The sequence below is a fragment of the Mesorhizobium sp. NZP2077 genome, from assembly GCF_013170805.1.
Taxonomy (GTDB): domain Bacteria; phylum Pseudomonadota; class Alphaproteobacteria; order Rhizobiales; family Rhizobiaceae; genus Mesorhizobium.
In genome coordinates this window covers 5,358,855-5,385,196 of the sequence record NZ_CP051293.1, presented here as the reverse complement: position 1 = coordinate 5,385,196, position 26,342 = coordinate 5,358,855, and the positions used below count along the sequence as shown (strand labels likewise).

The window sequence follows — 26,342 nt, the reverse complement described above, 5'->3', positions numbered from 1 at the left end:
CCCTTGATCCGCATCAAAGAAGGCGCGATCGCCGCGCTTCTACCCGAGACCAAGCAACAACGTGGCGCCGTAGCCGGCGGCCGCAGCGGCGAAGGTTGTGCCGGCCAGCGGCAACCAGAACCCGATCGGCCCGGCAAATACCGCCAATGACAGGCGACCGATCGCATTTGCCGCCAGTCCCGCCAGCACCGCCTGGCCGACGGTCTCGACAGGGACCGAATGCTTGACCAGCCGCAAGGCACTGAGCACCGAGACATCGACATCGAACGTGCCTGCCAGCGCCGAAGTAACCAGCAAGCCGCGGCCGCCGAATTGGGCTGCCAATGCAGCGCCTGCGGTGGCGACAACCGCGAAGAGCAGTGCGAAAAGCAGCAGGGGACCCAACTCGAAAGGATTGCGCGCAATAGCGCTGCCTTCTCCATTCCCGCTGTCGCGCGCCATCAGCAATGCGCCGCAGACAGCGAATGCGAGCGCGGCTGCCATCGCCGCGACAGCGACCGAAGCAAACACGCCTGGCTCTATGATCAGAACCACGGCACAGACGCGGAGCACCGAAACCATTGCAGCCAGGGATGCCGCCCCGGCGAGCGGCAGCCGATTGGTTGCATTTGTGGCGTTGCGGGCAAGCGCCAAGGTCACCGCTGTGGATGAGACGATCGCACCGGCGAGCGAACTGACCAGCAGCCCACGCGTATTTCCCAGAACGCGAACAGCCACATAGCCGGCGAACGATATCGAGGCCATCAGCACTGTCAGGAACCAGACTTCCCAAGGATTGAAACCGCCCCACGGGTCCATCGTCCGGTTTGGCAGCAGGGGCAAGACGATCGCCGTCATCACCGCAAGGATCAGCGCCGAACGGAGTTCCACCCAGGTCAGTCGCTTCAGAAGGCCGTGCAGGACCTCGCGGCTGGCCAGGATTGCCGCCAGTGCTGCGCCACCGGCGGCTGCAGCCCGATAATCGCCCGCGACGGAAAGCGACCCAAGGGCGAAAACGCCCAGGCCCGCGATCACGCTCGTGACGCTGAAATCCTCGTCATGGACAGCCTCGCGCGCCTTGTACCAGGCAAAGATTGCCGCAAAGGCGATGAAGCCGCCGACCAGCACGGATACCGCGCCGAGTGCGTTGGCGAGTGCGGCGAGCACGCCGCCGAGCAAGCCGGATATACCGAATGTCCGGATGCCGGCCGTGCGACTGCGAGCGGGCGCATCCCGCTCCTGCCAGCCGCGCTCCAGGCCGACTAGAAGACCTATTGCAAGGGCCAGTCCAAGCCGGGCGATGAGCGGATCCATTGGAGCCGCGACTTCAGGCCGCGACCGTCGGCAGGCGGTCGCGAACCCACCTGACAATCTGGCCTGCCGTCATTGCGCCGGATGTGCGCGCGACTTCGCGCCCGCCATGGAACAGGATCATGGTCGGGATGCCACGGATGCCGAGCCTGGCCGCGACAGCCTGCTCATTGTCGGAATTGAGTTTGATCAGGCGAACATGCGGCTCCAGTTCACCTGCCGCCGCTTCATAGGCCGGTGCCATCATCTTGCAGGGGCCGCACCAAGGTGCCCAGATGTCGACAACAACCGGCAGGCTGCTGCGCGCGATCTGATGATCGAAACCAGCGGCGTCGACATCTTCGGGATGCCCCGAAAACAGCCTGATCCCGCACTTTCCGCATTTTGCCTCACTGGCATTGCGGGCGGGTGGCAGGCGGTTGACCCCACCGCATTTGCTGCAAACCACCAGATTTTGCTGTGCCATGGCCATTCACCGATTTTGTTCTCGACCACTATGCGCGCCACGGACGCCCATCGCCAAGGGTGCGCAACGCGTTGAGGATAACGGCGACGTCGATCCCTTCCTGAAGCAGCGCTCCGGCAACCGGCGTGATCTGCCCCATGGCCGCCGCGATCATTGCCAGCCCGGACAGCGCCAGCCCGACGATGATGCTCTGCAAGGCGATCGATCGCGTTCGCCGTGCAATCCGGACCGCATCGGCAACCGGCTGCAGCCTGTCGGTCAGCACAATGACGTCGGCCGCCTCGGAGGATGCGGTCGCACCTTGTGCGCCCATGGCGACACCGACCGTTGCAGCCGCAAGCGCTGGGGCATCGTTGATGCCGTCGCCGACCATCATCGTTGGTGCCAAGGCTTTCTCGGCTGTGACCGTCGCGACTTTATCCGCTGGAATGGCATCGGCGACGATGACATCCAGATCCAGCATGGAAGAAATACGCTTTGCGGCGGCGCCGTCATCACCTGTCAGCATGACCATGCGCGTGATGCCAGCCGAGCGCAGACTGGCGAGCGTGTCATGTGCATCAGTGCGCATCGCATCGCCGAAAGTAAACACGCCGGCAAGTCGTTCACCGAGTGCGACAAAGACCCTAAGCACTGGCTCTTCCTGGTATTTTTCTTCACCCCCTCTCGCCCACTTGGGCAGGGGCCGGTCGGCGAGCACGAGAGCCCGCGATCCCGCCGCGATCGAGATGTTCTCGACCCGGCCTTTCAAGCCCGCGCCGCGATGCTCGCGGACGTCACGCGGATGCGAAAGCACCAGCTGCCTGCCGCGCGCCGCGCGGATGATCGAGTCGGCGAGCACATGGTGCGAGGCCTGTTCCAGGGATGCCAAAAGCTGCAGCAGATGGTTCGCGTCACGGCCGGGTGCGGCTTCGATTTCGATGAGCTCGGCACCGCCGATGGTCAAGGTCCCCGTCTTGTCGAAGATGGCGGTTCGGACTTGCGCAAGCGCCTCCAGCGCCGTGCTGCCTTTCATCAAGATGCCGGAACGCGCGGCGCGCGAGACGCCACCGATGAAGGCAACGGGCGCGGCGAGGATGAGCGGGCACGGCGTTGCGACGACCAACACCGCAAGCGCTCTGATTGGGTCGCCGGAAACATACCAGGCGGCACCGGAAACCAGCAATGTGACCGGCAGAAGGAACAGGGCAAAGCGGTCGGCCATGCGAATGAACGGGGATTTGGCGGTCTGCGCTGCAGCGACCATGCGCACGATCGCGGCATAAGTGCTTTGTTCCGCGAGGGCAGAAGCCCGCATGCTGAAGGTCTCGCCGGCGTTGACGGTGCCGCTGCGCAGCACATCGCCTGCGCTGCGCCGTTCCGGCAGGGGTTCTCCGCTCACCGCCGACTCGTCGAGAGAGGCCGAAGCATCGAGCAGGATGCCATCGACGGGGAGCAGTTCGCCGGCCCGGACCAGAAGCTCGTCGCCGACAGCTACGTCTTCGACAGAGATGGTCTCTGTCCCCAGTGTCGATGTTCGGTGGGCGACACGCGGCGATCGGTCGGTCAATGCCTTGAGGCTCCGTTCCGCGCGGCCGCGAGCGAAATCCTCAAGCACCGTGCCGCCTGCATACATGATCGCGACCACCACTGCCGCCAGGGGCTGGCCGAGCAACAGCGCAGCCGACATCGACACCAGCGCAATCGCATCGACACCGAAGCGGCCGATCCAGAAATCGCGCAGGATGGAAATGGCGAGAGCCGCCACCACGGGCAAGGTCGCCACCGTCCATATCGTGTTGGCTTCAAGCGGGCCGAGGCCGGTTCGCCACGCTCCGATCCCAACGGCGAGACCCAGTATAGCAATGACCAGCAATGCGCGTCGCAGGGTGGACTCGTTCATGCGATGCCTTTCGATTTGATAGATGCTCGCCAATTATCGCCAGTGCTGACGGAGCGCGTCGAACTCGGGCAACAGCTAATCGCGAGAGCCGGAGAACGCTTTGATCCAACGCAACGAACGGGCAAGATCGACGGGCGATCATCGCTACGAACAGGAGGCATGAGGGGTGACGATCCGAAATCTCGAACATGCGTTCGCCCCGAAGTCCGTTGCTGTCTTCGGTGCGTCGGTGCGCGAAGGCTCCGTCGGCCGTGTCGTTTTCGACAACATCGTCAGCGGTGGCTTCGAGGGCGACATTTGGCCGGTCAACCCGAAATACTCCGAGGTCGCCGATCGGCAATGCTATGCCAAAGCGGCCGATCTGCCTGACGTCCCAGACCTTGGCGTCATCGTCACGCCGCCTGAGACAGTTCCCGGCATCGTGCGCGACCTTGCTGAAAAGGGCACGCGGGCGGCGGTTGTGATCACTGCCGGGCTGACGCGCGAGAACGGCCTGCGCCAGGCGATGCTCGATGCGGCCAAGCCCGCTCTCTTCCGCATCATCGGGCCGAACACGGTCGGACTGATGATCCCGCCGATGAAGCTCAATGCCGGATTTGCGCATATGGCCGCCAAGCCCGGCAACATCGCGTTGCTGTCCCAATCCGGCGCCATCGCCACATCGTTGATCGATTGGGCGGCCGACAACAATGTCGGCTTCTCGCAGATCGTCTCCCTTGGCGACATGGCGGATGTCGACGTCGGAGATTGTCTCGACATGCTGGCGGGCGATGCGCACACACGCGCCATCGTCATGTATCTCGAAACCATTCCCAATCCGCGCAAGTTCATCTCGGCCGCGCGTGCGGCGGCGAGGATCAAGCCAGTGATCGCGATAAAATCGGGTCGGCACGAGCAATCGGCCAAAGCGGCCGCGACCCATACCGGCGCGCTATCGGGGGCCGACCGTGTCGTCGATGCGGCATTGCTGCGGGCAGGCATACTGCGCGTCAAAGGTCTCACTGAGTTGTTCGATGCGGTTGAAACGACCGCTCGGTTCGTTCCGCTAGAACGAGCCCGCGTCGGCATCGTCACCAATGGCGGCGGCGCCGGCGTGCTTGCCGTCGATCAACTCGTCGAAGGTAACGGGGAACTGGCGGAATTGTCGCCGGAAACGATCGCCCGCCTGGATGCCGTCCTGCCGAGCACATGGTCCCGCGCCAATCCGGTCGACATTATCGGCGACGCCCCGCCAGAGCGCTATCAGGCGGCGATTGAGGCGGTCGCGGCCGATGCCGGGACCGACGTTGTCCTGGTCATGAACTGCCCGACTGGGCTCGGCTCGCCGCTTGCCGCGGCAAGCGCGGCGGCGGCGCTCGCGCAGGACGGCAAGATTCGCGGCAAACCTGTCCTGACCTGCTGGCTTGGCGAACACACGGCGCGCGAAGGGCGACGTGTTCTTCAGGATGCCGGCATTGCCAGCTTCGAGACGCCAGCGGATGCCGCAACGGCCGTCTCCTACCTCAGCGAATGGTCGCGTGCCCAGCGGGCATTGATGCGCACCCCGTCGAGCCTGGGCGAAGACATCACGAGTCACCGGGAAGCCGTGCTCGCCATATTCAGGCAGGTCGCGGGGGAAGGGCGGCGAATGCTGACCGAGCCCGAAGCCAAGGCAGTAATTTCCGCTTACGGCATCCCGGTGCCCGAGACGATCGTCGCCAGATCTCCTGTCGAAGCGGAGGCGGCCGCCAGCCGCCTCCTCAAGACGTCCGAGCAGGTCGCCGTCAAACTGTTGTCCAAGGCGATCTCGCACAAGTCGGACATTGGCGGTGTAGTGCTCAACATTGCCGATGCAGCTGCCGCAGGAGAGGCCGCACGCACAATCGAGGCGCGCGTGCGCAAGCACGCACCGCAATCGGACATTGAAGGCTATGCCATTCAGCCGATGGTGGTGCGGAAACAGGCGCAGGAACTCATCCTCGGCATGAACCGGGATCCGATCTTCGGGCCGGCCATCCTGTTTGGAGCCGGCGGCGTCTCCGTCGAGGTGATGGACGACACAGCGATTGCATTGCCGCCGCTCGACGACGTTCTTGCCGGTGATTTGATCGACCAAACGCGGATCGGCCGCCTGCTGGCCGGATTCCGCGATCGCAAGCCGGCCGATCGGCAGGCGATCATCACGGCGCTAAACGGCCTGTCGCAGATGATCGTCGATTTTCCGTGCCTTGTTTCAATGGACATCAATCCGTTGCTCGCCGATTCCGCCGGCGTGATTGCGCTCGATGCCCGTATCGAGATCGAGCCGGAACGCGTGGAGGAGCCGGGTCCGAATCGGGCGCTTACCATCAGGCCGTATCCGTCGGGTTGGGAAAAAGAGTTTTCGGCCGACGGCGTGCGTTACCATATCCGGCCGATCAAGCCGGCCGACATCGCGCTCTATCCGGATTTCCTCACCAGGATTTCGCCCGATGATCTGCGCCTGCGTTTCCTGTCGCCGCGCAAAAGCTTCACCGACCAGATGTTGAAGCGGCTTACCCAGCTCGACTACGACCGCAACATGGCTTTCGTCGCATTGGACACGAGCACCGGCGCGCTTGCGGGCATCAGCCGGCTATCCTGCGACCCCGACCACGTCGGTGCCGAATACGCTTTGCTGGTGCGGACGGACTTGCAGGGGCATGGCCTGGGTTGGGAATTGCTCAGCCAGATCGTCGACTATGCAAGAGCGGATGGGATCCGCCGCATCGAAGGCATCGTGCTGAGCGAAAACAGCAAGATGTTGGCCATGTGCCGCGAGTTTGGCTTCTCGATCACGCATCTTCCGAACGAGCCCGGCCTTGTCGAGGCCAAGTTCGAACTCAGTTGATATCGATCGTACGCACCCAGTCAGGACGCTGTGCGCAGGATCTCGGAAGCATCGTGCGCGCAACATCTCCTCAATTCGGCGACGATGTCGACGAGCTGTCGATCGGAGTCGGTCCTGCGCCAGCTGGCCTGGCTGGCATTGCGCTGCAATTGACGCGACAGGATATCGACCGTGGCGTCCGAGGGGCCGCCCTTGCGTTCATTGACCCGCTGCCAAAGGACGAGTGGATCCGCCTCCAGCCAGAAGCCGGAGAATGCGATACCTCGGTCGCGCGCTGCCTTTTCAATCCGCTCACGATCGGCCGGTCTGTCGAAAACCGCATCAGCGACAACCGAACCCCCCTCGGAGAGGATCAGGGCGGCGCGCCATGCCATTTCGTTGTAGACCCGTTCGGACACCTCAGGTCGATAGGCCTTGTCCGGCAGCCTGGTCTCGGCAGCCACGCCGTGCATCGCCTTGCGGATGCGGTCGCTTTCGACAATGCGTGCGCCGGGCGGCGCTCCAACATAGGCAGCGAGCGCCTCGGCAATGGTCGTCTTGCCGGAACCACTGAGGCCGCCGATGGCAACGAGCCGCGGTTCTGTCTCCTGGAGAAATGTCAGGGCCAGTTCGAAATAGGATCTCGCCTCGGCAATCAGCTTGTCGCCGTCGGCGCTGCCTTCCTCGACCTGCGTTGCGGTTACATGGGCGCGAACGGCAGCACGCACGGCCATGAAAAAGGGCAGTAGGATGAAACCGTCTTCATCGTCGGCCTCGTCGAGATAGCGGTTCATCACGAGATTGGCGACCTGGGGGAAGCCGCGATGCCAGAGGTCCATCAACAAGAAGGCAAGGTCGTACAGAACATCGATGCTGGCGATCTGGTCATTGAATTCGATGCAATCGAAGAGGCGAGGCTCGCCATCGAAAAGGCAGATGTTGCGCAGGTGCAGATCGCCATGGCACCGGCGGATCTTGCCCGCGGCCTCCCGGCGGTCCAGCAATCCGGCATGCCGGGCAAGCGCGGTGCGGAAGGCCCCGGCAAAGGTCTCGATCTCCCGTTTCGTAAAAACATGGCTGGTGCCAAAGCCGGCCTCGTTGATGTCGAGCACGCCCATCAAATTGAACGAGCCAGTGCCATTGTGGACCTCCGGCGCGGCGCGATGATATCCTACGATCATCCGTGCTACGGCGGTCATCAGCACCGGCGTCAATTCTCCCGCGGTTGCCATTCGATCGAGAAGCTTCGACTGGTCGAAGCGGATCATCTCGATCGCCGCGTCGAGCATTTGGCCGGTGCCGTCAAGAGCCAATTTGTCGTCGGCTTCCCGCGTGATGCGACGTACCCTCAGATAGAGGCCGGGAGCGGTTTTCGAGTTGAGTTCTACCTCTTTCTCGCAAGCGGCCAGCCTCAGTGCCGGCGTCGAGAAATCGACATAAGGCAGCTTGACCGCCCGCTTCATCTTGTAGGCGCGTTGGCCGACAAGGAAAATACGCGAAATGTGAGTCTCGATCGCCTCGACGGGCCCAATCGCGCCATGGGTGGCAGGATCAAGCAGAAACGCGGCGGCGGCTTGCTGGTCGTCGACGATCATGGCCGGCCTTCCCAGTGTGTCTCGGGAAATTCGTTTCCGCGATCTGCGCTCATTGCTGCAATGTCTGGACATAACCTGCCAACTCATGGATGCGTTCCCTGGTGACGATTTCGCCTGCGTTCGGGCCATATTTCTTCACGTCGGCAGGCAGGAATTGGCTGCCCCACACTGGCATGTCGCGCTCGCCATGCGTCGGCACCATGGCGCGACCGTCGATCACGGCATAAACGCGCCAGTAAGGGAATTCGCCGCCATTGCGCCTGGAGAGGCGTGTCAGGTCGCTCGGCCGCTTCAACAGCTCGTCGCCCAACGGGCCATCGCCCTTGCCTTCGGGACCATGGCAGACGGCGCATGAGTTCATGTATTCGGCCTTGCCGTCGCCGAGTTCCTGGGCGCCGGCCGCGTTGAAGGCCAATCCTGCCAGAGCCACTGTGATCAGGAATCTCATGTGTGTTTCCCCGATTGTTCGGCTGAAATCTAAAGCCTTGCTTTGGCAGTGCGTTGATGCGGATCAAATGCTGCCGCGGTCACGGTGTTTGATTCAACGCAATGAACGCATCGGGCGCCCTCGCTAATGACTGAAACCATGACTGATCCTTCAATCGAAATCAGGAGTTGCCGCCGTGACTTTCAGGACACTGCTTACGGTTACCGGGCCGAACCAGGGTGAAGGCGATCTAAAGCTAGCCGCCTCGCTGTGCGAACAGGTCGGCGCCCATCTCTCCGTGCTCGTCCTCGAGCTGGCCGCACCGCCCTCTGGCGGCGAGTATGCCGCTGTCGTCTCACCGGCCTGGCTGGAGGAACGCCAGGCCGAACTGAAAAGGCTGGAGAAGAGAATTTCTGACGTCGCTGGCTTTCTCTCTCAGACCGCCGTATCGGCCGATCTGAGCGACGACTATCCCGACATGGGATGGGCAGACGACGTCATCGGACGGCGTGCCCGCTACGCCGATCTGACCATTCTCGGACCGGACCTGCTGGCAAGCCATACGCTCAAGGACAAAGTCATCGAGGGCACGCTGTTCTCATCGGGGAAGCCCATTCTGCTCGTTCCCGAGGGCTCGCGGCCGACGCTGAAGCCGAAACGCATCCTCGTTGCATGGGACGCCCGTCTTGAGTCATCGCGCGCCGTCCGCGAGTCGCTCGATATGCTGAAAGGCGCCGAAGATGTGCGCCTTGTCATCGTCGATCCAATTGAAAACGAATTCCATCATGGCGAGGAGCCGGGTGCGGATGCCGCGGCCTATCTTGCCCGGCATGGCGTGAAGGTTACGGTCGACCGGCTGCCGAGCGCCAATCATTCGATCGCCGACGTGCTTCGCCAGCATGCCGGCGACGTTGCGGCCGAGCTGATAGTCATGGGCGCCTATGGTCATTCCAGGTTGCGCGAGCGGATTTTCGGCGGGGTCACCAAGTCGATGCTTGAGGGTCAATCGCTGCCGGTCTTGATGGCGCGATAGGAATTCAACGGTTGGAAAAAAGGGCCGGTGCAGATTGCGCCGGCCCTTTTCATTTCTCGTGAGACTTGATGGGGCGACTACTCGCTTGCTTCTCGTCCGGACACCTGCTCGATCAGGATCCGAAAGAAAACGTGCGGCGCACTGTCGGCTGTGGGAGGAACGATGGGCTTGAGTGCACCGGGTTCCCACCAGTCGGAGTGCTTGCTCAAGACCGACCAGGCATGATCTCGCTCAAGCTTGTGGCCGATCCGGTCAGGCAGTTCTTCGTATCGGCCGTCGGCAACGACGCTTTTCCATCCTCGCCCCTGGCCATGTTCATCGACCTGGACGGACACCAGCGGATTGGCCCGCATCCATTCGATCTTTTTCCCCGGCATTGAAAACGCGTAAAGATGAGCGTCCGAATGGGCGTAGTGGAAGGGCACGATATAGGGTTGCCCATCCTTCGAGCAGGCCAGGTGGCCAACACGATTGGCCGTCAGCAATTTGGTACATTCCAAAGCAGAAAGCGTGCGGATCTGCATCAGTGCGATCTCCTTGTTCTTCACGGCTTTTGAACTAGGCCGGAAACGTGCCGCTGGCCAGTTTTGTACAGTTGGGCAGCCTCGTCCATAGCGGAGACAACGTCGTTGTCAGAGAGCTGCGGGAATCGCAGATAGTGGTGGCCCAAGGCCCGGAACTGCCCTGGCTGACTAAGGCAGACCACACGGTCCGCTTCCTGCTCCAGCGCGGCGACCGTCTCTTGCGGTGAAACGGGGATTGCCACGACGATTTCCCTCGGTGACCGGCGCTTTAGGGCGCGGATCGCGATTTTCATTGTCGTACCGGTCGCGGCCCCATCATCGACGATGATCGCGATCCTTCCCGCGATCGACACCGGTTTATTCTTACCTCGATAGGCAACGCGCCGGCGTTCGAGTTCAGGACGCTCATTTGCAATCAAGACACGTAACGCGTCGTCGTTGAGGCCATAGGTCTCGACAATTTCACGGTTCAGCACGACCTCCCCAGGGTCGCCATCGACGATTGCGGCAACAGCCAACTCGGGATTGCCCGGGGCGCCGACCTTGCGGACGATAAGCAGGTCAAGAGGAGCGTTGAGGGCTTTGGCCACTTCCACTGCGACCGGCACGCCGCCACGCGGCAATGCCAGTACGATGGGCCGATGCAGTTGAAGCCTGCTCAGTTCCAGGCCAAGCTTCGCTCCAGCGTCTTCCCGGTCGCGGAACATCGGTCAATCCACCGGCCACAGTTTTCGCAGCGACTTCTTCATCGAGTTTCTGACCTGCACGATCTCGCCATGCGAAATATGACGGTCGAGAAGCTTGAAAACGGCACTGATCGCGACATCGAAATCGATCTCCTCATCGTAGCCGAAACTGTTTCTGACGCTGATAATGAAGTCGCGCTTCGTGCGCTCATGCGCAGGCGCCGATGGATTCCAGCCTTCGAAATAGATGCCGCGGACCAAAACAGGCAGTTGCGCCGAGAGGTCGGCCATTTCCGCTGGCGACAGCCAATCCCGCACCGTGTGTAGAACGGATCTCAGGAGACGGCACGCGCTCGGCTCGCTCCAGCAGAGGTCCTTGGCGAGCTCCTTGACCCACTGTTGCGCCTGCTGGCCAGCGTGCGTGAAGTCAGCGAAGGACGTGTGAGAAACTTGACCCATGGCGATGCTCCTCGAAGATTTGAACTTCATTCTCGGGCATCGAAGGGCTTTGAGCATTGAGCAGGATCAAATTGCCCATAGGCAAAGGAGATGGAGGCCGTTTGGGCAGGCGGCGGCTCTCAGCCGGCGGATTTCTGCACCAGCAGCGGAACAATCCGATCGCTCTTCGCGACAGCGGGCCGGCCAGCGGAACCGTAGGGAATACCGAGGGCATCCCAGGTCTCGACCAGCGCCTCCTGCAGTCCCGCGATCAGCGTGTCGGAATGAAACGGCGTCGGCGTGATGCGCAGCCGCTCCGTGCCGCGTGGCACGGTCGGGTAATTGATCGGCTGGATGTAGATGCCGTGAACGCCAAGCAGGCGATCGCTGGCCATCTTGCAAAGCTCGGGGTCTCCGACCAGCAGCGGCACGATATGGGTTGGCGACTCCATCACCGGCAAGCCGGCCGCCTACAGGATCTGCTTGGTTCGGCTCGCCTGCTGCTGCGGGAACGGACGACCTTGATTCATGTCAAAATCACGACTCCGAGGCTCCGCCGTCCTCAGTTCGATATGAACCGATGCAATGATCCGCTGCGCAGCACAGAACGCGTCACGCCGCCAAAGGTCCTCTCCAGTACCCGGCTATGACCGTAGCCACCGAGAACGATGAGATCGGCCGTAATATCCTGTCCGATCTGGAGGAGGATTTCCGCCGGTTCGGAGCGGCACGCATCCAAGATTTCGGATCGCGCCTTCACACCGTGGCGCGTCAGAAAGAGTTCGACATCCGCTGCATTTTCCCTGGGTCCAGTATTCCCATTGTCCACGGTGGCGATCACGACATCCTTGGCGGTGATCAGGAAAGGCATAGCGTCGACGACGGCACGTCGCGCTTCCCGCGTATCATTCCACGCAATCAAGATGCTTTCGGCCTTGATCGGCGCCAATGGGTCCGATGCCACGAGTATCGGACGGCCAGCCGCAAGGATGAGACTTGCCCGATCAAGCATACGATGACGGTCGACCACCAGATCGGCCGTCGGCGAGCCAGTGAGGATCAAGTCGGCGATACGCGCATTGAGTGCAAGTTGGCGCGTGGGATTGCCTATCTCTCCGCGCCACGAGGCACGATTGCTGCCTTTGACGATGCTCAGGAAGTCCTCTCTCAGGCAGTCGAGGCGACCTTCTATCTCCTCCACCTGACACCACAACGCCTTGGTCGCGGCCTGGTCATCAGTGCCGGTTGGCGGGACAAAATGCGGCTCGGCGGCGCAGAAGCCAATCAGGTCGGTCTCGAGCCGTTGAGCAAGATCCCATGCTATCGCGATGCGTGGCGCGGCGATCGCGTCCACGTCCAGCTGAACCATGATCGTCTTGAAAGCCATCGCGTCATTCCATCTGCGGTTGACTCGACTTGGCCATCAAATAGAGGGAGGCACCTTGATGCGGGTCAAACGCGCAACGAAACCAGTTGGTGCCGGCACGCTCGCACAGTCCGCAAGGCCATAGGTTGATCCTGATCAAGGACGTGACGACGAATGGCGTCAACGTTGCGATGTGGAGATTCAGAACGGAGTAGTCGATAATGCACACTCAGCCCGAGCCATCCTCATTCGGCACACATTTGTTGCCGGTGGCGGAGAATGGCCAGAAGTTCTTCCTTGCTGCCGCGTTTCTTCAAGTGCACGCCTTCAAGGCGATGATGCGCTATAACGTCGAAACGCTGGCGTTTCTGAAACATCGTTGCGAACAGGACGTGAAGCTGGCCGATGATTTGATCAGCGGTCCGCAGTTCAATGACGCTTTCGACATCTTTGCCGCTTTCCTGCAGAATGCGACATCGCAATACGTCAGCGAAGCCGGTAAGGTCGCCACGCTGACCTCCAGGCTCGCCTCGGAAACGGCCAAGCGGGTCCGCGAGGAAGCCAGAACCGCGATCGAGGACGCAGCGGCAAAGACAGTCGCGTAGATCGGGCAATGCGGAGGTCGTCAAACATGAACAGCCTTTACAGGCGTCGTTGTCTGTCGGCTTCCGCCCTTGCAATGATGCTGCTCGGACATGTGCATCCAGCCCTGGCCGATAGCCTAACGGATCATGGAAAGGCGTTGGTGGAAGTCAATTGCGCCCGCTGCCACGCCACTGGAAAAACCGACAAGAGCAGTCATCCTGACGCCCCGGCGTTTCGCACCTTGTCAAAGCGCTATCCGATCACCGATCTCGAGGAGGCCCTCGCTGAGGGGATTTCGACTGGCCACCCGGACATGCCCGAGTGGATCGCCAGCCCCGATCAGATCGACGCAATTATCGCTTACATCAGCACCTTGCAGCAACCGTGATCGGGGCCTCGGACGCAGCAGTCGGCCGAGCCTGACGCCACCAGACCAAGCTAGGGTAACATCCGGTCAGCGGCACGGAAGAACGAGCGAGCATGCGCCACGATCTGGGCCTCCGTAGGATGATCGGCAGGTTCGACGCCGACGATGCGATCCTTCAAGTGGGGATGGTGGTCGCGTATATGCTTTGCCAGCTCATCTCTTGCCGATCCTGGCCCCACGATCAGCCATTCCTTCGCCGGCTGCAGGGCGACGACGATGTCGCGGTAGAAGGACTGGTTTTCCGGCGTACGCTTGCCGTCGACGGTGCCTGCCTTGTTGTGGGTCTGATGATGCGCAAGCGTGGTGGCAAGCCTCAGGCTCTCGGCCGACTCACGATTGAAGAAAAACACCTTGGCTTCGCGATGGTCCAGCCAGGCAACGGCATGTTGGGTCTGCATATTGATACATCCTTGAGGCTATGGTTGAGGAATGAGCGCAATCCACATGTGAGGCATCCTCACGCGGACTGGGACTCCAGCGTTGCCAGGATCGAGCCGGGCTCGATGACGGCGTTCGCAGCGGCCACAATCGTCGCGCGACCACCTGCCGGCGCGACAATCTCGTGCAGCGCGTCTTCAACGCGAACTTCAGCTATTCGTTCTCCGGCCTTGATTGTGTCGCCGCTCGTAATGAACCAGCGCTCCAGTATGCCCTCCGGCAACATGCTGGATGCCCAGAGGGCTTCATCGGCCTTGATATAGTGCATCGCAATTCTCCCTGTGCCGCCGAATGATATGCGCTCGCGCAGCATGGTCCTTGATCCCGATCAATCGGCGTACGACGCAGACTGCTGCAATCGCGCGGCGTTTGACGGCGATCAAATTCTGATACGGCATCCGGCCTTACGATGGCCGACCGTTGGCGGAGTGAGGTCATGGAGAATTTCAGGGAAAGGCAGCCGTCGCGATGAGCGCCGGGGCAGGTATCAGCGCTGCGTTCGCAATCAATCGGGATGCCCGCGCCGTGCATGCGGTCGGCACCGATGACGATATGGCGTCTGCCATAGGGGCAATATTAGCCGGATCAGGTCGACGTACGTGCCTGTTCGGCGATTCCAGAAAATGATGCAGATCAATGCGTAACGCACCGTTTGCGAAGATTTTGATGTGATGTGGAACCCTATCCTAAGCGCACCGTATGGTCGCGGGCTCGAACTCGCCGTCTTCGACGAGGAGGGTGCGCATGCGCTGGTATTTCCCTGCATAAAGAGCCGCGAAGGTTGGAAAAATGCCACCACCGGCGCCCGTGTCGACATCCGTCCCACCCACTGGCGCGAGTGGGAAGAGGAGAAGGTTCAGGCCAGAACTGGCAACCCTCTCGAAGGTTCTCCCTAAGGTCTGGACTCCACGATCAATGCCATGCGCACCAGATGGGACAGGCTGCTCGCGCCCATTTTGCTCATGACATTGGCCCGGTGGATTTCGACGGTGCGCGGGCTGATCCCCAGATCGTAGGCAATCGTCTTGTTCGGCAGACCCGAGACAAGTCCGTCCAGTACCTGCCGCTCTCGGTCCGACAAGGTCGACAGACGCGCGCGGATATCCGCAGACTGCGGATGCGCCGCGTTTGCCTGGTTCCGGTTTGCAAGCGCGGAGCGGATCGCTTCGATCAGCATTTCGTCGTCGAATGGCTTTTCGATGAAATCGGCAGCGCCTTCCTTCATCGCCTGAACGGCGAGCGCCACATCGGCATGACCCGTCATGACGATAACCGGAATTGTATGGCCGCTGGCTCTGAGCTGGCGCAGGAACTCGATGCCGTCTATGCCCGGCATGCGCACGTCGGTGACAATGCAGCCGTCAAGGTCGCCCTTTGCCGTCGAGAGAAAGGCCGTGGCCGATTCGTGCAGGCGTACTGCAAAATCTGCGGTCGCCAGAAGAAAACCGAGCGACTTGCGCACATGCATGTCGTCGTCAACCACGTGCACCAGATCACTGCCGGCCATTTGTGACCTCGTCCTTCTCCACAATGCGCAATGTGAAGCGGAACGCGGTTCCGCCGGTAGGCATTGCCTCGGCCCATATGTGACCGCCATGCGATTCAACGATGGTGCGGCAAATGGAGAGGCCGACACCCATGCCTTGCTTCTTGGTGGTTACAAACGGTTGGAAAAGTTGTGCCGAGACCTCTGGCGCGAGGCCTGGGCCGGTATCGATCACGCTCACCTCGGCCATCCCATCATCCCGTGCAATAGTCATGACATTCAATTCGCGGCGCGGTGCATCCTGCATGGCCTCCACCGCGTTGCGCATCAAGTTGAGCAGAACCTGCTGAATCTGGATGCGGTCGGTCAAGACCAGTTCGGCGGCAGGGTCGAGCTTGTAGCTGACGAGGACATTTATCTCCCTCGCTCCCACCAGGGCTAAGGATGACGCTTCCTCGATCAGCCCCGGCAGTCGTTCGACCTGGCGCTCGCTTTCGCCCCTTGCAACAAAATCCCTGAGATGACGGATGACGTCTCCTGCCCGCAGGGCCTGCTCAGCTGCCTTTTCCACGGCATCACGCAGCAGAGGCGCGTTCTCTTCCTGGCTCTTTTCGAGAAGCCGACGACTTCCTTTCAGATAATTTGTAATGGCGGTGAGCGGCTGGTTGATCTCATGTGCCAATGTAGATGCCATTTCGCCAAGCGCGGTGAACCGCGCCATGTGCAGCAGCTCCTGCTGCTGCTCTTGGATTCTTGCTTCCGCACGGTGGCGTTCGGTGAGGTCGCGGCAGAAACCGGTAAAGAAGCGTCCGGTACCCGGATGCATCTCACCGACGGACAGCTCCATCGGAAAAGTCGATCCATCCTTGCGCGCGCCGGTAACGGTGCGGCCGAGCCCGATGATCCGGCGCTCTCCCGTCGTCAGGTAGCGAAGCAGATAGGCATCATGCTCGTCGCGGTAGGGCGAGGGCATCAGCATTTTCACGTTCTGACCAATGACTTCGCCTGACTGGTAGCCGAACAGCGTTTCGGCAGCGGTGCTGAAGGATTGAATCCCACCCTGTTCGTCGATGACGACCATAGCGTCCGGCACTGTCGCCAGGATCGACCGCAAATGGTCCTCACGCAGCCGAAGTGCTGCGTTTGCAAAGGACAGGTCGCTGACATCCGTGCCTTCAATGAAGATCGCGGTGATACGGCCATCGTCGGCCTTGACCGGCTGATAGACGAAATCAAGGATGCGCTCCTCGACCGGCCCGTCGGTTGTGTTGCGAAGGCCAACCTTCACCCCGTGGCCGATGTAAGGCTCGCCAGTCGTGTACACGTGGTCCAGATGTTCGAAAAACTCATTCCCTTCGAGCTCGGGAAAGGCGTCCCGTACTGACTTTCCAATCACTTGCCTGTGGCCGATCAATCGCCGGTAGGCGGCATTGGTCAGTTCGAAAACGTGACCTGGCTCGCGCAGGAGCGCTATAAAGCCCGGAGCCTGATCGAACATTTGCGACAACAGTGATTTCAGTGTCGTCCCGCCGGGCGACAAACTGAGCGCTTCGTCTTTGATCACCTGAAGTTCCTGGGTTCGAGACGGTGCCACCGGGGTAACTATCACTTCTCGCCGCACACGCAAAACGGATCGAGCGACGATTTCGTGTGCAGATGCGGTTGGCGGTCTTTGACGCGCATCAAGGCATTGGACGCGGGCGAATGCAATTCATCACGCATTCCATCGTTCAGCGAAAGGCGTCCGCAATGTCTTACAAGTCAATCATCGTCAACCTCGCCATTGATGCGCCTCCTGCACCCATTGTAAAGGCGGGGGTCGAGCTCGCGGAGCGGTTCGGAGCCCGTCTTATCGGCTTGGCGGCTGCGGATGTTCCCCCCTTGGTCGCGACCGGCGAAGGCATGGTCTACGAAGGCGAGATCATGCAGATCCAGCGGACTGAAATCGAAAAGCGGCTTGCCGAACTGCGTGCCGAGTTCGAGAGGCTGGTTCCTGCGTCGATCTTTAGCGAATGGGGCCAAGCTGTTTGCAGCCCGACCCGGTTCCTCAGCGTTTCGGCCAGAGCGGCAGATCTTATCATTACCGGCCAGGCAGGAGACAATGTGTTTCGCGCTGTGGATGTCGGCAGTCTGACACTGGGTGCCGGGCGTCCGGTTCTGGTCGCCGCAACCAACGTCGAGCACGTCCTTGCAAAAACCGTTCTCGTGGCGTGGAAGGACAGCAGGGAGGCACGGCGTGCGATTGCTGATGCATTGCCTTTCCTGGCCAAAGCCAGCGAAGTCGTGATCGTCACGATTGACACCGACCGCGACGAAAGCATTCGTGACAGCCTCGCCGATGTCGCGGTTTTTCTCGAACACCATGGCATCAAGGCGCAAACCGAGCTGATCGCCGGCGAGGCTGATGGCGACCGGTTGCTGACATTCGCACGCTCGATCCATGCCGACCTCATCGTCTCGGGCGCTTATGGCCATAGCCGCTTGCGGGAATGGGCGTTCGGCGGCGTTACCCGCACGCTGATCGAAGAGAGTGGCATCAACCGCTTCATGTCGTACTGATGATAGGCGAAGCCGGCCAGCAATCCGTCTCGCCAGAAGATGGTGCCTATTGGTCGATCGAGACCAATGACCTCATGCTGCGTCTTGAGACCTCGGTCTCGGGGCTGGCTTCGTCCGAAGCGGCATCGAGGCTCGCAAAATTCGGCCGAAACACACTCGCGTCGACGTCAAGCGCGTCGGCCTTGGCGGTGTTTGCCCGCCAGTTCCGCAGCCCGCTGGTCCTGATCCTCATTTTCGCGGCCAGCGTGTCGGCCTTCGTCGGGGAGGGCCAGGAGGCTGCGATCATCGGCGCGATCGTGCTGGCGAGCTGTGTCCTGAGCTTCACCCAGGAGTACGGTGCGTCGCGGGCGACCGAAGCACTGAAACAGCGTATTTCGCGCAAGGCTATTGTGTTGCGCGACGGCGCTGAGTGCTCGGTCGCCGCCGAAGAGATCGTGCCGGGCGACGTGATCCGGCTTTCGGCCGGAAACCTCATCCCTGCCGACGGTATCATTCTGGATGCGCGCGATTTCAATGTCAGCGAGGCCGTGCTGACCGGCGAAACCTTTCCCGCCGTGAAGACACCGGGACGATCGGCGCCGGATGCCGCGCTCACACTGCGCACCAACGCGGTCTTTACGGGAACATCCGTCCGTAGCGGCACCGCAACCGTGCTTGCGGCGGCAACCGGCACTCGCACGGAATTCGCGTCGATCGCTGCGGCCCTGGAGCGACAAATCCCCGAAACAGGGTTTGCCCGGGGCATCAGGCTGTTCGGCTATCTGATGACCGAGATCATGCTGGCGATCGTCATCCTGGTGTTCTTCGCCAATCTGATGCTGCATCGGCCGCTGATTGAATCGCTGCTGTTTTCGCTGGCATTGGCGGTTGGCTTAACGCCGGAACTCCTTCCGGCCATCATCAGTGTGACGCTGGCTCGAGGGGCTCGCGCCATGGCGGCCAATGGCGTCATCGTGCGCCGTCTCGATGCCATCGAGAATCTCGGCAGCATGGATTTGCTGTGCACCGACAAGACAGGCACGCTGACGGAGGGTGTGATCCACCTCGACGGATGGGTCGACGTCGATGGCAATCCGTCAACCGACATTCTGCTCTGGGCACGTCTCAACGCAACCATGCAGACCGGACTGAAGAACCCGCTGGACGAAGCAATCGCCGGCGCGCCGGGCGAGGGCGCATCATTGGCGGGCTTCACGAAGGTCGACGAAATCCCCTATGATTTCATTCGCAAGCGGCTTTCCGTTGTGGTGCGGACCAAGGACGCCCAGGACCTTCTGATTACCAAAGGTGCCGTACAAAATGTCCTCGAAACCTGCAGCCTCGTCCGAACGGCCAAGGGGCTGGAACCTCTCAATGAAATGCATCGTGCGGCAATCGATGAAAAATTCCGACGCTGGAGCGCGGACGGCTACCGTGTTCTGGGCCTGGCAATCCGCCGGTTTGAGAGCGCGAAAACGTTCAGCAGGAAAGACGAGATCGATCTCGCCTTCGCGGGCTTCCTGCTTTTCCTCGACCCGCCAAAGAAAGGCGTCAAGGAGACGCTTGCCGAGCTCGCCCAGCGCGGCATCGCGGTAAAGGTCATTTCTGGCGACAACCGTTACGTTGCCGCGCATCTCGCCCAGGCGATCGGCTTGCGCGCCGACAGGATCATGACCGGCGAGGATCTGTCGAAGTTGACCAAGAGCGCGCTCTTCGCAGGCGTGCAGCACACCGACCTCTTCGTCGAGATCGACCCCAACCAGAAGGAGCGCATCGTTCAGGCCTTGCGGAGCAGGGGCCATGTCGTTGGTTACCTTGGCGACGGCATCAATGATGCGCCCGCGCTCCATGAGGCCGACATAGGCATCTCTGTCGACAGCGCTGTCGATGTCGCGCGCGAAGCGGCCGATATCATCCTACTCAAGCAGGATCTCGGCGTGCTGGTGCGCGGCGTCGACGATGGCCGCAAGACCTTCGCGAACACGATGAAGTACATTTCCATCACCACCAGCGCCAATTTCGGCAACATGATCAGCATGGCTGTTGCCTCGCTGTTCCTGCCTTTCCTGCCGCTTCTGGCCAAGCAGATCCTGCTCAACAATTTCCTTTCCGACGTTCCTTCACTCGCCATTGCAAGCGACAACGTCGATCCCGACCAACTGCGCCGGCCTCGCCACTGGGATATCCGTTTTGTGCGGCGGTTCATGATCAGCTTTGGCTTGGTCAGTTCGCTGTTCGACGTCGCGACCTTCGCATTCCTTCTGTTCTTCGCGCACGCCACGGAGGCTGCATTCCAGACCGCGTGGTTCGTCGAGTCATTGCTGACGGAGCTTGCCATCGTGCTCATTGTGCGCACGCACAGGGCTTTCTGGGCGAGCCGTCCAAGCCCGTTGCTCGCCTGGCTTACATTGGCTGTCGGGGTTGTCGCGATCATGATCCCCTATCTGCCGTTTGCAGCCTGGTTCGGCTTCGTGCCCTTGCCTCTGCCCGTGCTTGCCGGGCTAGTCGCAATTACCGCGCTCTATCTACTCGCCTCAGAGGCGACCAAGCGCTGGTTTTTCGGACAAGAGAAGCGTCAGTCGCTCCGGAAGAAGGCGGGGCAGTTGGTCCAGAGCGGGTCCAAGCCTCATGAAGCCTAACCGAGATCACAGGGCCGTGGGGGCTTGAAGCGATGGTGAAAAGAAGCGCAGGCATTCTGCCCTATCGATGATCGAACAAGGGGCTGCAGGTGCTGCTTGTCCATCCTGGCGGCCCGTTCTGGCAAAGACGCGATCTTGGTGCCTGGTCGATTGCCAAAGGCGAGTATGACGAAAGCGAGCTGCCCGAAGCAGCGGCACGGCGCGAATTCAGGGAAGAGACAGGCTGGGAGCCCAAGGGGGCCCTGCTCACTTTGGGTCAATTGCGCCAGCGAGGAGGCAAACTCATCACGGCATTCGCGTTCGAAGGCGACTTCGATACCGCGACGTTGCGCAGCAACCTGTTTGAGATGGAATGGCCGCCACGCAGCGGCCGGGTACAATCGTTTGCCGAGGTCGATCGTGGTGAATGGCTGGATTTAGCACTGGCCAGAGACAAGCTGGTTGTCGGCCAACGGCCTTTTCTCGACCGCCTCGTCGCTTCGGTTTAGCGCTCAAGAGGTTGTCAGCTGATCGCCTGTTGATCGAGATCAACGCCGCCCGCCGCCAACATGCCAATGATGGCCAGTAGGCAGGAGTGATCCCCATGACCTTTTTCGATTACCTGATTTCAGTTGATGCCAGAACCGCCTTGATGGACCGCATGATGCGGAAGCTGGGCGTCGACAGACAATTGAAAGTCGTAGCCGACCATGCCGCCGTCACCAGCCGGGCGGTGGACCGCTGCCGTTCCTGCGGGCATCAGGATGAATGCTCGGTCTGGCTCGACGAACACCAGCAAGCCGATAACCCGCCAGAATATTGCCGCAACAGCGACCTGATCGCTCGACTGCAGCAGGCGGCCGGCCAACGCTAGTCATTCGAGTACTCAGCCTGGACGATATCGTGCTGTCCGTGTTTTGATGAGAGTCAACGCAATCCGCTTTTGCAGTTGATAGGTTTGCATTCCACGGGACCAGGCAGTTGGACACCCTATTTTTTCTGGAAGCATTCCTGCTGTTTGTCGCACCAGGGCCAACCAACGCCCTTTTGCTGGCGGGGTCGGTCAAGCGAGAGAAAGCGGTCAAGCTCTTGGCCGCTCAGGCATGCGGATATGGGATTGCATCCGCGTGCTGGTTTTCACTGCGTCCTTTCGTGTCGCCTGATGCCATTCATATTCTCAGGCTGGTAGCAGCCGGATGGCTCGTCGTTCTTGGCCTGCGTCTGACGGTAAGCGCCCGGATCAACGCTTCCAAAAGCGGCGACGCCATTTCTGTTGCGGTGACCAGTGCTCTCAATCCAAAGGCCTTCATCTATTGCCTGGCTATCGTGCCGATGAACATCGAGCCGCGCGCTCTGGGGATCTTCTGGGTTGCGCTACTGGTGATGACAGCTGCCACTGGATCGGTGTGGCTTTTGCTGGGTCGACGCTTTAGCGGTGGCAAAACACTGGTAGAAAAAGTTGCGGGCGCGGCGCTTGTTGCCTTTGCCCTGTTGCTCATTCGACCATTGATACCACTGGTCGCGCCCTAAGCGCGGCGAAACCTTGGGCGAGGACTAGCAACGCAGAGAGGCAATGGTGCCTTGCTGCGGATCAATGGTCTACTCCGCTACGAAACAAGGACGACTGACACGGGATCGGCGCAGAAGAGATTATCCTTGACGGCATTGACGCCGGAGACGTTTTCGGCGGCGACTATCGCGGCCTGGCGCTCGCGTTCGTCGAATATGGCGCCGCTCAGTGTTACCACGCCCTTGTCCACAGTTACGTTGATCAAATCGTTGGCGGCCCACTTCTGCGTCGCAAGCTTGGCAATGATGTTCTGCCGAACCTGTTCGTCATCGATGACCGTAGCGGCTCCATCCGGAAGGACGCCGAGCAATGCCCGTAGAAGATCAGAGCGGGTGATGATGCCGACGACTTTCCCAGCTTCGACGACCGGAATGCGTTTGACATGGTGACGCGTCATGAGCTCGACGACTTTCGCCAGCGATGCTGCAGGGGATGCCGTCACGACATCTTGCGACATCACCTCCTCAACCCGTCGGCCATTGGCGCGGACATATTCGTCGGCGGCCTTTCCCGGGCTGACGAGAAATTCCAGCCAGCGCGAGCGCTTGCGCTCCGTGCCCAGTTCCCCGCGTCGCAGGAAATCGCCCTCGCTGACGATCCCCACCAGCCTGCCGTCGTTGCGAATGACGGGGAGGCCGCTGACCTTTTTGGAAAGCATCAACCCGGCAGCCTCGGCGATCGATGCTGACGGGTCTATGCCGACGACTGGCTTGCTCATGATGGCTTCGGCTTGCATGTTCGCTCTCCGGAGTTTTCCAACGTCCGGCTTCTTTAGATTTCACATGCACGAAGCGCCTTGATCTGAATCATTTATCGGTGGAGGCAAATGGTCCAAAGCTGGGCCGTGAATGACGGGCGCGAACCGGTCAACCGGCGATCGCGGTCCTGGCGACGTTCACGCCAAGTTCGTAGACAAGCAGTCCACCATAGTAGGCCGTCGCAGTGACCAGAAATGCACCGCAAATCTCGATCAGAGGAATGGCGATCGTTACACCCCGCGTGTGCCGGTTCCGCGTCCAAAGCGCAAGCCGCACGATTCCCCAGATCAGAAAAGCAAAGGCAGTGATACCTCCCAGGCTTTCATGGATTTCCGCGACGTCGCTGCTGAATCCGGTCGCTTCGGCATGATCCAGTGCAAGACCTCCGAAGAACCAAGTCCCCATAGCCAACATTCCGGCAGCCAGGGCCACAAAAGTAGAGATCGTACCGGCTCCCGATCTACTCGTGACGGCGCTGCCGCCAACGAGCGCTACAAGGTCGATAGCTACAAGCAGGTAGACCAGAACAATAGGAAAATGAACAAGCATGGGGTGGATATGTTGAATGGGGATCACGAAACTCTCCAGAAATTGGCAAGGGACTTTGGATAATTGCAGTGCGCCTTGGTTCACGACATTAGCGAGCGCTATGTGCTGTAGCGGGCCACGCACCGCGAACGAGCGACCTAGTCGTTTTCGTCGGCCTCATCGCCTTGCTGGTCGTCACACCCATCTTCGCCGCCCTTGATGGCTTTCCGGGTGGAGGCGTCCTGCATGGGGATGGCCTGCAGATCGATCGGACCGGATGGGACAACCGACGATGACGCCCCACATGATCCTTCGTCCGATTCAGCGGCCGCCGGCAGGGCAAAGATCGTAAGGCTTGCAAGTGCTGCAAGGACAAGCATGGAATTGCGCATGGTCTCGTATCCTTCTCAGCGCGGCCATGATTGGACGCGATGATGCCTTGATATGTACCCTTCGCTTGCTGCGGGCTGAGGATGGATGACAGCGGATTGACAGCTTCAACGTGCGACATGACTTGCCTATGAAAAGCCAATGGAAGCGTATGGCGGTGCTGGGTGTCGCGGGACTTGTCCTGGCCATGCCCCTCTCTGCTCGTGCCGACGAGGACGATGACGGCGACCATGACCGGGCGCGGGATCTCTACGAGCACGGCGAAATCAAAGGCCTTGCCAACATATTGGACATTGTCCGCGCCAAGGCACCCGGCGATGTTGTTGCGGTCGATCTCATCCGCCAGGCCAACAGATGGGTCTATCGGTTCCAGGTCGTCGGTGCCGATGGCCGGCGTACGACTGTCGACGTCGACGCCGGCGCCGGTGTCATCATGCGCGACGGAGGGGGCGACTGATGAAGATCCTCCTGGCCGAGGACGAGCCCCGTATCGCCGCCGATATCGCGACCGCCCTCAAGGCATCCGGAATGGCAGTCGATATCGTGAAGGATGGTGAAGCTGCCTGGTTCGCTGGCGATGTCGAGAATTATGACGCCGCGATTCTGGATCTCGGATTGCCCAAGCTCGATGGTCTTACGGTCTTGAAGCGTTGGCGGGCCAATGAGCGCCGGTTTCCGGTTCTCATCCTGACCGCAAGAGGCATGTGGACCGAGCGCGTGGACGGCATCAATTCCGGTGCTGACGACTATCTTCCCAAGCCTTTTGAAATGGAAGAACTGCTCGCCCGGCTGCGGGCAATCCTGCGTCGCTCGGCCGGGCAGGCGGCACCCGTATTGAGGTCCGGGCCATTGGTCTTGGACACGCGCCAGATGCGCATTTCGCTGCGCGGCATTCCCATTGCGCTTTCGCCGCTGGAATACCGGTTACTGGCGTTTCTGATGCACCACGCCGGCCGGGTGGTGGCGCCGACCGAACTTGCCGAGCACTTGTACGATTCAGGCAACGACCGCGATCCGAACACGATCGAGGTGATCGTTGCGCGCCTGCGTCGCAAGCTCGGGAGCGACGTCATCGAAACGAGGCGGGGATTCGGGTATTTGATGCCCGACGATTCCCGCTGATGGGCAACTCGATCCGCTTCAGGCTCTGGTTGGCGGCAACGATCTCGATCCTGGTCGCTCTCGCCATTGCCGGTGTCGGACTGCGCTATCTGTTTGAGTTGAACGTCGAGCGGCGCGTTGTCAGTGAGTTGACCGTCGATCTGAACGACCTTATCGGCGCGACCAGTTTCTCCGTCGATGGCCGTCTTTCGGTCCAGGCGGGCTTGGCTGACCCGCGTTTCGCCATCCCCTTTTCCGGTCACTACTGGCAGGTTCTGGATACCGGCTCGGGCAGCCTAGTCCGGTCGCGTTCATTGTGGGATGCGACGCTTGTCCTGCCTGAGCGCGCAACTGCTGGCGTGCTCAGGGAGATCAAGGAATTCAAGGGGCCGCAAGGGGAACTCACCATCGCTGTCGAACGCACCATCATCGACGCCAGTGGCCGATCGTTTCGCGCGGTCGTGGCGGAAGACCATCAAACGGTGAAGGAATCTGTCGATGGGTATGTTCGCGACCTGGCGCCAGCCCTTATTTTGCTCGCCATTGCCCTGATGGCGGCCTTCTTCATCCAGATCACCGTCGGCCTTGCGCCGCTGGAGACCTTGCGGGTTTCGGTCAGAAACGTGATTGCGCAACGAACAGCGCGGCTCGACGTTACGGCACCCAGTGAGGTGCAGCCACTTGCGGACGAAATCAATCGCCTTCTCGAAGCCCAGGAGAAGGCACTTGGGCGAGCCCGATCCCGCGCCACCGATCTGGCGCATGGTCTGAAGACACCGCTGCAGGTGCTGTCGGCCGACATCCGTGCCTTGCGCAAGAAAGGCGAGACGGATCTGGCCGACGAGATCGAGAAGAGCGCCGGAGCGATCCGGCGCCATGTCGAGCGAGAACTCGCGCGCGCCCGCCTAGCGCCGGGCGTCTCCGGCAAGGCGTCCTGCCGGGTCTCGGACGTTGCCGCAGGTATCATTGCCGTCGTCAAACGGACGCCAAGTGGCAAGCAGCTTTCGTTCAAGATGGACGTCGCGGCAGAACTGGCGGCGCCAATTGACGAAGGTGACTTGTCAGAAATCCTCGGCAATCTCATCGAAAACGCTGCGCGCTACGCAAAGTCGTCAGTCCGTGTCGACGCATCCGCCACGACTGCCGAGGTGATCGTTACCGTCGCCGACGATGGCCCAGGTATACCAGATGCCGATCGCGAATCCGCCTTGTCGCGCGGCGTCCAACTCGACAGCAAGGGCGGCAGCAGCGGCCTTGGATTGGCCATCGTTTCCGACATCGTCGAAGCTTACGGCGGACGCCTTGCCATGGCCAACGCCGATCCGGGCCTGGTCGTGACCATTTCCTTGCCGCGACACGGTTGAGCCTG

The 26,342-nt window shown here is 60.9% G+C and carries 28 protein-coding genes and 1 pseudogene; 12 read left to right on the top strand and 17 right to left on the bottom strand.

Annotation, left to right across the window (positions count from 1 at the left end; translation table 11 throughout):
- Positions 1–39: 39 nt before the first annotated feature.
- From HGP13_RS27025 to HGP13_RS27015, 3 genes are read right to left on the bottom strand one after another with little or no spacing between them, the layout of a single operon-like run.
- Complete coding sequence (locus HGP13_RS27025) at positions 40–1,293, bottom strand: MgtC/SapB family protein (RefSeq protein WP_172231099.1); 1,254 nt, start codon at positions 1,291–1,293, stop codon at positions 40–42.
- Between the two features lie 13 nt (positions 1,294–1,306).
- Positions 1,307–1,756, bottom strand: a complete 450-nt coding sequence (gene trxC / locus HGP13_RS27020) for a thioredoxin TrxC (protein ID WP_172231096.1) — start codon at positions 1,754–1,756, stop codon at positions 1,307–1,309.
- Between the two features lie 28 nt (positions 1,757–1,784).
- On the bottom strand, positions 1,785–3,638 hold the full coding sequence (locus HGP13_RS27015) for a heavy metal translocating P-type ATPase (protein ID WP_172231093.1): 1,854 nt from the start codon (positions 3,636–3,638) through the stop codon (positions 1,785–1,787).
- 166 nt (positions 3,639–3,804) lie between these two features.
- On the opposite strand from HGP13_RS27015, the gene HGP13_RS27010 reads away from it, so the two are divergent.
- The gene (locus HGP13_RS27010) at positions 3,805–6,486 is read left to right on the top strand and encodes a bifunctional acetate--CoA ligase family protein/GNAT family N-acetyltransferase (protein ID WP_172231090.1); all 2,682 of its coding nucleotides are present in this window, start codon (positions 3,805–3,807) and stop codon (positions 6,484–6,486) included.
- Between the two features lie 20 nt (positions 6,487–6,506).
- Here the strand turns inward: HGP13_RS27010 and HGP13_RS27005 are convergent, their stop codons facing one another.
- Both HGP13_RS27005 and HGP13_RS27000 read right to left on the bottom strand, forming a co-directional pair.
- Positions 6,507–8,060 carry a bifunctional aminoglycoside phosphotransferase/ATP-binding protein gene (locus HGP13_RS27005; RefSeq protein WP_172231087.1) on the bottom strand — a complete coding sequence of 518 codons (1,554 nt, stop codon included), beginning with the start codon at positions 8,058–8,060 and terminating at the stop codon, positions 6,507–6,509.
- 49 nt (positions 8,061–8,109) lie between these two features.
- The gene (locus HGP13_RS27000; RefSeq protein WP_172231084.1) at positions 8,110–8,508 is read right to left on the bottom strand and encodes a c-type cytochrome; all 399 of its coding nucleotides are present in this window, start codon (positions 8,506–8,508) and stop codon (positions 8,110–8,112) included.
- Positions 8,509–8,683: 175 nt separating this feature from the next.
- On the opposite strand from HGP13_RS27000, the gene HGP13_RS26995 reads away from it, so the two are divergent.
- Entirely contained in the window at positions 8,684–9,520 is an 837-nt protein-coding gene (locus tag HGP13_RS26995) for a universal stress protein (RefSeq protein ID WP_172231081.1), read from the top strand.
- 77 nt (positions 9,521–9,597) lie between these two features.
- Here the strand turns inward: HGP13_RS26995 and HGP13_RS26990 are convergent, their stop codons facing one another.
- From HGP13_RS26990 to HGP13_RS26970, 5 genes and pseudogenes are all read right to left on the bottom strand, one after another.
- On the bottom strand, positions 9,598–10,044 hold the full coding sequence (locus HGP13_RS26990) for a pyridoxamine 5'-phosphate oxidase family protein (RefSeq protein WP_172231078.1): 447 nt from the start codon (positions 10,042–10,044) through the stop codon (positions 9,598–9,600).
- Positions 10,045–10,064: 20 nt separating this feature from the next.
- The gene (locus HGP13_RS26985; RefSeq protein WP_172231075.1) at positions 10,065–10,751 is read right to left on the bottom strand and encodes a phosphoribosyltransferase; all 687 of its coding nucleotides are present in this window, start codon (positions 10,749–10,751) and stop codon (positions 10,065–10,067) included.
- 3 nt (positions 10,752–10,754) lie between these two features.
- Positions 10,755–11,189 carry a DUF2267 domain-containing protein gene (locus tag HGP13_RS26980; RefSeq protein ID WP_172231072.1) on the bottom strand — a complete coding sequence of 145 codons (435 nt, stop codon included), beginning with the start codon at positions 11,187–11,189 and terminating at the stop codon, positions 10,755–10,757.
- A gap of 119 nt (positions 11,190–11,308) precedes the next feature.
- Positions 11,309–11,674 (bottom strand): annotated as a pseudogene (locus HGP13_RS26975) (aminotransferase class I/II-fold pyridoxal phosphate-dependent enzyme); the annotation flags it as partial.
- A gap of 56 nt (positions 11,675–11,730) precedes the next feature.
- A complete protein-coding gene (locus HGP13_RS26970) occupies positions 11,731–12,555 on the bottom strand; it encodes a universal stress protein (RefSeq protein ID WP_172231069.1) in 825 nt (274 codons plus the stop codon).
- A 200-nt stretch (positions 12,556–12,755) separates the two neighbouring features.
- Between HGP13_RS26970 and HGP13_RS26965 the strand changes: the two genes are divergently transcribed.
- Together HGP13_RS26965 and HGP13_RS26960 are read left to right on the top strand one after the other, a co-directional pair.
- Entirely contained in the window at positions 12,756–13,139 is a 384-nt protein-coding gene (locus tag HGP13_RS26965) for a phasin family protein (RefSeq protein ID WP_172231066.1), read from the top strand.
- A gap of 74 nt (positions 13,140–13,213) precedes the next feature.
- The gene (locus tag HGP13_RS26960) at positions 13,214–13,507 is read left to right on the top strand and encodes a cytochrome c (protein ID WP_172234861.1); all 294 of its coding nucleotides are present in this window, start codon (positions 13,214–13,216) and stop codon (positions 13,505–13,507) included.
- Positions 13,508–13,557: 50 nt separating this feature from the next.
- Here the strand turns inward: HGP13_RS26960 and HGP13_RS26955 are convergent, their stop codons facing one another.
- The 4 genes from HGP13_RS26955 to HGP13_RS26940 all read right to left on the bottom strand — a co-directional run bounded on the left by HGP13_RS26955 (position 13,558) and on the right by HGP13_RS26940 (position 17,034).
- Complete coding sequence (locus HGP13_RS26955; protein ID WP_172231063.1) at positions 13,558–13,944, bottom strand: translational machinery protein; 387 nt, start codon at positions 13,942–13,944, stop codon at positions 13,558–13,560.
- A gap of 59 nt (positions 13,945–14,003) precedes the next feature.
- Complete coding sequence (locus HGP13_RS26950; protein ID WP_172231060.1) at positions 14,004–14,252, bottom strand: lipoyl domain-containing protein; 249 nt, start codon at positions 14,250–14,252, stop codon at positions 14,004–14,006.
- 624 nt (positions 14,253–14,876) lie between these two features.
- Positions 14,877–15,491 (bottom strand): response regulator FixJ, encoded by a 615-nt coding sequence (fixJ, locus tag HGP13_RS26945; protein ID WP_172231057.1) that lies wholly within the window; start codon positions 15,489–15,491, stop codon positions 14,877–14,879.
- Complete coding sequence (locus tag HGP13_RS26940; protein WP_172231054.1) at positions 15,478–17,034, bottom strand: PAS domain S-box protein; 1,557 nt, start codon at positions 17,032–17,034, stop codon at positions 15,478–15,480. Before HGP13_RS26940 ends, fixJ begins: the two co-directional genes overlap by 14 nt.
- A 185-nt stretch (positions 17,035–17,219) precedes the next feature.
- Between HGP13_RS26940 and HGP13_RS26935 the strand changes: the two genes are divergently transcribed.
- The 5 genes from HGP13_RS26935 (at position 17,220) to HGP13_RS26915 (ending at position 22,156) form a co-directional block, all read left to right on the top strand.
- Positions 17,220–18,029: a universal stress protein gene (locus HGP13_RS26935; RefSeq protein ID WP_172234860.1), complete on the top strand. Its 810-nt coding sequence runs from the start codon at positions 17,220–17,222 to the stop codon at positions 18,027–18,029.
- Positions 18,029–20,647, top strand: a complete 2,619-nt coding sequence (mgtA, locus tag HGP13_RS26930; RefSeq protein ID WP_246707134.1) for a magnesium-translocating P-type ATPase — start codon at positions 18,029–18,031, stop codon at positions 20,645–20,647. The genes HGP13_RS26935 and mgtA overlap by 1 nt, the downstream gene beginning before the upstream one ends.
- Before the next feature lie 83 nt (positions 20,648–20,730).
- Positions 20,731–21,135 (top strand): NUDIX domain-containing protein, encoded by a 405-nt coding sequence (locus tag HGP13_RS26925; RefSeq protein ID WP_246707470.1) that lies wholly within the window; start codon positions 20,731–20,733, stop codon positions 21,133–21,135.
- 95 nt (positions 21,136–21,230) lie between these two features.
- Positions 21,231–21,500, top strand: coding sequence for a DUF6455 family protein (locus tag HGP13_RS26920; protein ID WP_172231048.1), 270 nt, complete (start codon positions 21,231–21,233; stop codon positions 21,498–21,500).
- A 107-nt stretch (positions 21,501–21,607) separates the two neighbouring features.
- Entirely contained in the window at positions 21,608–22,156 is a 549-nt protein-coding gene (locus HGP13_RS26915; protein ID WP_172231045.1) for a hypothetical protein, read from the top strand.
- 77 nt (positions 22,157–22,233) lie between these two features.
- Here the strand turns inward: HGP13_RS26915 and HGP13_RS26910 are convergent, their stop codons facing one another.
- The 3 genes from HGP13_RS26910 to HGP13_RS26900 form a co-directional block, all read right to left on the bottom strand.
- Complete coding sequence (locus HGP13_RS26910) at positions 22,234–22,932, bottom strand: CBS domain-containing protein (protein WP_172231042.1); 699 nt, start codon at positions 22,930–22,932, stop codon at positions 22,234–22,236.
- A gap of 130 nt (positions 22,933–23,062) precedes the next feature.
- On the bottom strand, positions 23,063–23,530 hold the full coding sequence (locus HGP13_RS26905) for a DUF2231 domain-containing protein (RefSeq protein WP_172231039.1): 468 nt from the start codon (positions 23,528–23,530) through the stop codon (positions 23,063–23,065).
- 110 nt (positions 23,531–23,640) lie between these two features.
- Positions 23,641–23,874: a hypothetical protein gene (locus HGP13_RS26900; protein WP_172231036.1), complete on the bottom strand. Its 234-nt coding sequence runs from the start codon at positions 23,872–23,874 to the stop codon at positions 23,641–23,643.
- Positions 23,875–24,002: 128 nt separating this feature from the next.
- Here HGP13_RS26900 and HGP13_RS26895 point away from each other — a divergent pair, with 128 nt between their 5' ends.
- The 3 genes from HGP13_RS26895 to HGP13_RS26885 are packed head-to-tail and all read left to right on the top strand — an operon-like array spanning position 24,003 to position 26,337.
- Positions 24,003–24,329: a PepSY domain-containing protein gene (locus HGP13_RS26895; RefSeq protein WP_172231033.1), complete on the top strand. Its 327-nt coding sequence runs from the start codon at positions 24,003–24,005 to the stop codon at positions 24,327–24,329.
- Positions 24,329–24,994, top strand: a complete 666-nt coding sequence (locus HGP13_RS26890; RefSeq protein ID WP_172231030.1) for a response regulator transcription factor — start codon at positions 24,329–24,331, stop codon at positions 24,992–24,994. The genes HGP13_RS26895 and HGP13_RS26890 overlap by 1 nt, the downstream gene beginning before the upstream one ends.
- Positions 24,994–26,337: a HAMP domain-containing sensor histidine kinase gene (locus tag HGP13_RS26885; protein ID WP_172231027.1), complete on the top strand. Its 1,344-nt coding sequence runs from the start codon at positions 24,994–24,996 to the stop codon at positions 26,335–26,337. The genes HGP13_RS26890 and HGP13_RS26885 overlap by 1 nt, the downstream gene beginning before the upstream one ends.
- Positions 26,338–26,342: the final 5 nt, after the last annotated feature.